We start from the raw sequence: 5,158 nt of genomic DNA, 5'->3' as shown, positions 1-5,158 counted from the left end.
CTTGTCAGGTTATGATCTTAATTGCGTCTTATATAGCATATACTTTTTTTGCTTGAAGCGAGCTAAGCGCAACTTGGACCACATTTTCTGGAGTGTCTCGATTCCCGACAGAAGCTTCATCGGCCCCCACAACGTTGAAAAATTCTGTTTCCGTTGACCCGGGACATAACGCAAGAAATTGTACTTGTTGATGGAGGGAAAATTCGCACTGCTGTCACAGGGAGAATATCTCCGATTCATGCGGCAAACTTAAAACTTGCTCATGCTAAAATAGAATCTGGAAAAACAATCGGAAAAATTGTTCTTGAACATTTTGATTAAGTCAGACGAAAAAAGGCATTCGATGGATTTATTCTCTCGAACGCCTTTTTGCTTATTTTACTATATTCCTTGTGATTACAACAATATTCGAGTTGTATTTTGTTTGCACACATTTACGAGCAGGATCTTTAACGATATTATAAGAGCATACCAACCAGTATGCTAATAGTATCCCCACTAAAAACTGAGGGTGATGTATTGGATGCAAGTACAAAGATTTTAGAGGCAGCTTTCGATTTGGCGGAAAAGCGTCCGGTTGACCAATTCACCTATGCCGATTTGGCGGAGGCCTCGGGGGTACACTGGACACGGTTCGTCGTCATTTGGGCAGCAAGCAGGAAATGAGAGCATTATGGGCAGAGAAACAGGAAGCGTCAGGGCGATCAAACACGGATACACGGACGCGAATCCTGGATGCGTCGATGCGAATATTTGCGAAATACGGTTATGCAGAGGTGACGTTGAATGATGTGGCGGCAGAAGCAGGCATGACGAAAGGTGCGGTTTATTGGCATTTTTCCAACAAAAGCGATCTGTACCTCACTCTCTGCGAACGCAGCCTTTCGCAAAATTCGAAGCGGATTCCGTAGCAAGTGGAAGGCATATTAGGCGCGACTAACCCTCAGAACGCCTTGGATGCCTGGATAAGGGCCCAATGTGTTATGGACCCGGGAACGTCTATGCTGCTTTTCGAGTTTTTGACGTCGAGCCGAGTTCCAGTCATGAAGAGAAAGCTTAGTGAAGCATTTGACCAATGGTATGGACAGATCGGTGATATTTTACAATCGTTCCAGGAACGCGGCATGCTCCGAAATGATGCCAATCCAAAGTCGATGGCCATGTTTATCCAGTCTCTATTAAACGGTTTGCATATGGCTTGGCTCATAGATCCTGCGGGAGTGGAGTCGGGTCATTTGCTTAAGGACATTTCTCGTGTATTGTGGCGTGATTTAAACCAAGAGAGGAGAGCGCAAGAATGAGCGAAAACAAACTCACCATCACTGCCATATGTGGAAGTCTTCGTGAAGGTTCTTTCAATAGAAGGGTGTTAAAGGCTATGGAAGAGCTTGCGTCAAAGCATTGGGAGATTCATCACGTTGACCTATCGACGATTCCACTTTACAATTCGGACATCGAGAGCCAAGGCGATCCCCAGTCGGTTGTCGAATTTAAAGAAAGCATTCGAAAAGCGGACGGTGTACTGATTGTGACCCCTGAATACAACATGGGAATCCCGGGCGTTTTGAAAAATGCCTTGGACTGGGCTTCGCGTCCGAGTAAAAGCTCAGTGCTGATTCAAAAACCTTTTGCGATTGCAGGTGCTACTCCGGGCAGTGGGGGGACAGCGCAATCACAAGCCCAGGTGAGACAGACACTGCTTGCCATGAATGCCTATACGATGGCGGGTCCGAAGATTCTCATCGGCAGCATTCACGAAAAACTGAATGAAACCACCGGAGAATTGGACGACGAATCAACGCTTCGCCATTTGGAAAGATTTCTGACAGCTTTCGAAGAATGGATCTTGGTCTTTAAACAAACTCAAAAGTGAAAGGTGTGAAGGAATTATGATTAAGCAGAAATTATACTACGGTAAAGATATCGAGGTAATGTTTAATTCGGAGGTATGCACTCATTCCGGTATTTGCGTAAAGGGCCTCCCTGGTGTTTTTGATTTAAGCAAGCGTCCTTGGGTTAATCCCGATGCTGACACTGCGGAGGCAATTGCCCGACATATTGACACATGTCCAAGCGGAGCACTAACGTATAGACGTCTGGACGGTGAATATTGAACAAGGAAAGAGGGATGAACATGCATATTGTAAATCATGATACCGCTAATAAAAGATTTCTTATTCGAGATAACGGCATTGCTGCGGTAATGACGTATGTAATCTCAAGTCCGGAGCTTTACATTATTGATCACACCTTGGTCGAAAATGCTTACCGAGGACAAGGGCTTGGCGATAAGCTTGTCAAAGCTATGGTGGAATACGCGCGGGAAAACAGTATTAAGATTTTACCCTTATGCCCGTTTGCCAAGGGACGATTCGAACGTTTCTCTGAATACGCGGATGTTCTCAATAAATAATCACTAATCATATGGTTATGACAATAATAAGAGAGAATAGCCTGAGGGTACGAGATTTCTTCGTCCCCCTCAGGCTATTCTCCTATCTGTCAATTGATCCCCGTATGCGTATAACTATCATAATACAATCATTTCTTCTTTTTTAATTTACCTTCTGCTTTTTCAATGTTGCTGGCAACTCTGAATTTAACGATTCTGCTTATAATGTCATAGGGCAGCGGCTTATCAATGGGGAAGAACTCATCTATTCCGCTAGGGGCCGGATAAAAACCGATGTGATTCTTGAAAGCCGCAAAATGCACAAGATTTCCATGGAGCTCGAATGTAGGCATCTGATAACTGATCTTTGCCTTCGCATCCGGCGCCGACTCTTTTATCACTTGCTTAACGTTTGAAGAATGTCCTGAACCTCGGGAGTAAACGTTGAAATATACTGGTCGATCGACCCATAAGTAATTTTGTTAGCTGTGGAACTCGAAACGGACCTGTTGTAATAGCTTTTGACATGTATTTCATTCCTCTCTTTTTAAATATGTAATAGCATATGTATGCGTCATTCGCAATGAGATGGACAAGAGCTGAGCTGTAGTAACAACAACGAAGGATAAAGAGCCTATCAAAAAAAGAAGCGGAACTTCTCCCGCTCCGTTGCTGTATACGCCAATACATCTCAACTATTAGTCTTTCTTGACCAACAGTGAGCAACACTCCACATGTGTCGAGACGATGGAAAGAATATACTTATGATCAGAAATAGCATGTCTATCGAAAAGAATAGAATCATTGATTAATCGGGGCTGTTCTCTAAACATAGTCTATGACTACAATCCGAGGCAATCAGATAACGTGAGTCTCTGACAAGCGAGCATAAATCCATTGGTTGCCCTTCTGTAGCGGACTCATCATGTTCACCAGCAAAGATGAATACCAACTTCTACAAGAAAGGTTATTTTCATTTACACATAGTTCTTGACGCTACCGTCTAAACTTATTGAGAAGGAAATTCCTAATCAAAACAATTATAATTTCTGGTAGAAACACAATAAATATATATAGGGGTATGATGAATGGTAAAGATGCAATGAAAACTTCTGCTCCCTGCCCTCCCTCAATCAAAAACAACCAAATTGGTACTGATAAAATCCATAACAATGCATTGGAAATCATTAGATGTTGAACATTCTTCCAAAGAAAACAAAACAAAATTGCAATGACTGCTGGTATCCCCCATGAAACTATCTTATCACCATTACTTAATATGATGAATGCCGAAATGGGATAGAGTATTACGCTTAATATCTGAACCAATCTATGATTATAAAAATTCAATTTTTCATCCCCCTCATCTTATTCAAACATACAAATCTTCTTTTAGGATAATCATACCTTATTATTCTATTTACTTCCAGAATATTCTGTGTATAATTAGTATTGCATTTAAATTTATGGAAAATGGCGGTGCATTATGAAAAAAATCAAAGTTTTTTTACCTGCTCTACTAATGCTTCTCTTCTTTACCTCTTTTTTTGGTATAACGTCTGTAAGTGCTTCTGAGGTTGATCCTTCTGTAAGTGCTTCTGAGGTTAATCCTTCTGTAAGTGCTCCAGAAGTTGATCCTTCTGTAATTGCTCCAGAAGTTGATCCTTCTATAAGTGCTCCAGAGGCCACGTATGACTTTTCTCCATCAGCGTTAGAGCCAGATTCAACCTACCCAGGAACCAATATCAGAGTTAAGGTAGGAGATGTACTTTATTCATCAAAAGCATTAGGCGGAAGCGCAATGATTGTTGGACATGTTGGTATCATTGGACCTGATTATATGGTTTATCATGTAAATCCAGTTAATGATAATCAAGGAGAAGGCGGAAAAAGGGATACCATTTCTTATTACCAAATGAGGCATAATCCTAATGAATCAATCGCTGTCTATAGAGCGACTCACGGTCGTAACGCAGCTAATTGGGCAAAAAACAATTACTCTTCGGTAACAAGTTACCATATACCTGTTTATTCTTGGGATAACTTTCAACTTAAAACTATAAACCCTAATTACTGCTCTAAATTTATTTGGCAAGCATTCTATTATGGAAACTATGACACAGACTATATTATAGGTTACTATACTCCAAATAAAGAGGCTTTTGTAACTCCAGCTCAAGTCATTAACAGCAACGATCTTACATATGTGGGTTCATTCAGAAGTCGTTAATAAAACATAAATATGCATTTTTAAATCTAAAAAACGTATTTAGTCGAGTAAACTAAATGCGTTTTTTTGTTTACACAGCTATTCGACCAGGTAAGTAATGAAAGTATTGATAATAACCGCCACTGTACACAACTTAACCCCCTCTCATTTCTCCTACTTCCAAAAATACACATAGTAAATACCCCAACCAATGGGTCATTCTGTAAACTAAATCTCTCTTTCAACCGATATATACATATGCTGGACTGTTATTTAAATATCTCCTCTTGCCCTTTTGTACCTTGAATGAAAGCTTACTTGGAACGCCTGTATCCGAATAAGCACGTTTTATACCCAACAAACTCAATGATACATATGGGTCTTGACTCAAAGTTGTATTCATCCATTTCTTCTATTCGTCAGACCCGAATTAAAATTGCTGCACTTTACTCTTGTAATCAGCCATCACATCTAGAAAGGAGTCATGAACTCACTTGAGCCTATTATCAGATGGGATCGGGTATGAAAGCCTACGCTTTTATGGTCCCTTTCAGCCA

Annotated in this window: 7 protein-coding genes and 1 pseudogene; 7 read left to right on the top strand and 1 reads right to left on the bottom strand. The window is 40.8% G+C overall.

Annotation, left to right across the window (positions count from 1 at the left end; translation table 11 throughout):
• Window positions 1–519: 519 nt before the first annotated feature.
• The 6 genes from L696_RS28150 to L696_RS0103085 all read left to right on the top strand — a co-directional run bounded on the left by L696_RS28150 (window position 520) and on the right by L696_RS0103085 (window position 2,413).
• On the top strand, window positions 520–666 hold the full coding sequence (locus L696_RS28150; protein ID WP_155985302.1) for a hypothetical protein: 147 nt from the start codon (window positions 520–522) through the stop codon (window positions 664–666).
• Window positions 663–911, top strand: coding sequence for a TetR family transcriptional regulator (locus L696_RS28145; RefSeq protein ID WP_155985301.1), 249 nt, complete (start codon window positions 663–665; stop codon window positions 909–911). Before L696_RS28150 ends, L696_RS28145 begins: the two co-directional genes overlap by 4 nt.
• A gap of 132 nt (window positions 912–1,043) precedes the next feature.
• Entirely contained in the window at window positions 1,044–1,301 is a 258-nt protein-coding gene (locus tag L696_RS28140; protein WP_245233274.1) for a TetR family transcriptional regulator C-terminal domain-containing protein, read from the top strand.
• Window positions 1,298–1,873 (top strand): NADPH-dependent FMN reductase, encoded by a 576-nt coding sequence (locus tag L696_RS31725; protein ID WP_025682345.1) that lies wholly within the window; start codon window positions 1,298–1,300, stop codon window positions 1,871–1,873. The genes L696_RS28140 and L696_RS31725 overlap by 4 nt, the downstream gene beginning before the upstream one ends.
• Before the next feature lie 16 nt (window positions 1,874–1,889).
• Window positions 1,890–2,114, top strand: coding sequence for a (4Fe-4S)-binding protein (locus tag L696_RS0103090; protein WP_049827248.1), 225 nt, complete (start codon window positions 1,890–1,892; stop codon window positions 2,112–2,114).
• Between the two features lie 20 nt (window positions 2,115–2,134).
• Window positions 2,135–2,413, top strand: coding sequence for a GNAT family N-acetyltransferase (locus L696_RS0103085; protein WP_025682344.1), 279 nt, complete (start codon window positions 2,135–2,137; stop codon window positions 2,411–2,413).
• A gap of 128 nt (window positions 2,414–2,541) precedes the next feature.
• Here the strand turns inward: L696_RS0103085 and L696_RS31720 are convergent.
• Window positions 2,542–2,870: pseudogene (locus L696_RS31720) on the bottom strand (iron chaperone).
• A gap of 1,008 nt (window positions 2,871–3,878) precedes the next feature.
• Here L696_RS31720 and L696_RS0103070 point away from each other — a divergent pair.
• The gene (locus L696_RS0103070) at window positions 3,879–4,622 is read left to right on the top strand and encodes a hypothetical protein (RefSeq protein ID WP_025682342.1); all 744 of its coding nucleotides are present in this window, start codon (window positions 3,879–3,881) and stop codon (window positions 4,620–4,622) included.
• Window positions 4,623–5,158: the final 536 nt, after the last annotated feature.

Source organism: Paenibacillus maysiensis, from assembly GCF_000520815.1.
In the GTDB taxonomy this organism is placed as follows: Bacteria; Bacillota; Bacilli; order Paenibacillales; family Paenibacillaceae; genus Paenibacillus; species Paenibacillus maysiensis.
Note: the sequence above shows the minus strand (reverse complement) of the source record. Positions and strands in the feature narration are given on the sequence as shown.